The following is a 1,144-nucleotide window of genomic DNA, read 5'->3' on the forward strand; positions in this document are numbered from 1 at the left end:
AAAAAGCACAAGGTGAAGAGTTAGAATTCGAATCTTATGTCGGTGGCTCATCGGGCTTTAATTCAGGTGAAGATTTCGATTACAAAGTCGGTCAATCTATCTCTGGCGGTAACGACAAAGTTCAAGCTCGCTCTTCTGTGGTTTACACCGAGACACAAGGTGTATTCGATGCAGATGGCGATATTGTTACTCCTGACATTTCACAAGGCTCACTGCAGTTCAACAAGACGGTAGATTTCCTGACAACTGTCGGCGTGAACCTGTCTGAGACCAAAAAGCTCAACTTCCTAGCACAATATTACGATAGCCAGCAAAACTCTCCTTACGGTCTATACATCACCGGGCGCGATTTTGTTGACGTACGTAAAGGGTTTTACTCGGATCGCGAACACGGAACTGAGCGCATCATGCTGAGTGCCTCTTACGTCGATGATCAATTCCTTGGGCATCAGTTTATTGCTGAAGCTTCATACCGTAAAGAAGACCAAACTTACACGCCTTACTTCCAATCTTCTGGTCAACAAATTACCGATGTTATTTCATTAAAAACAGCACTGGCTAAGAGCTTCAATAAGTTCAATATTGTTTATGGTATCGATGCGTATCAAGATCAGCTTGATAGCAATCAAGCGCTTTACGATCGCACCATTGCGAACAATTCAGGCAACTTAGTCAACAAGACCTATGCACAAGTGGGTCGCTATGCAGGTGTTAAAGTCAGCTCTATCGCAGGCTTTATACAATCTGACTATGCGATCACCGATGATTGGACGGTGGAAGGTGGATTCCGCTACCAATACATCTCTAACAAGATTGATGATTTTGTCGGCTACAGCCAGCAGAAGAAAATTGCTGCTGGTAAAGGCAAAACAGCAGACGCAGTACCAGGTGGTGAAACTGATTACGGTGTTGGCTTATTTAACCTAGGTACGATCTACCACCTTAATAACGAGTCTCAAGTTTGGGCAAACTTCTCGCAAGGTTTCGACCTTGCAGACCCAGCTAAATACTACGGACAAGGCAGCTACAAGCTCGTTGGTGATCACTGGAAACTCAACGACAGCATCAACGTTAATGACTCAAAAATGTCTGGTATCAAAACCAACAGTTTCGAGTTAGGTTACCGCCTTGATACTGGCGAGCT

Annotated in this window: 1 protein-coding gene; it reads left to right on the forward strand. The window is 44.3% G+C overall.

Features of this window, described 5'->3' with window-relative positions:
- A partial coding sequence (locus AB4496_RS24600; RefSeq protein ID WP_372132430.1) for a TonB-dependent receptor domain-containing protein occupies positions 1–1,144 on the forward strand: 1,144 nt, incomplete at both ends.

This window comes from Vibrio sp. 10N.222.46.A1 (assembly GCF_041473595.1).
Taxonomy (GTDB): domain Bacteria; phylum Pseudomonadota; class Gammaproteobacteria; order Enterobacterales; family Vibrionaceae; genus Vibrio; species Vibrio tasmaniensis_A.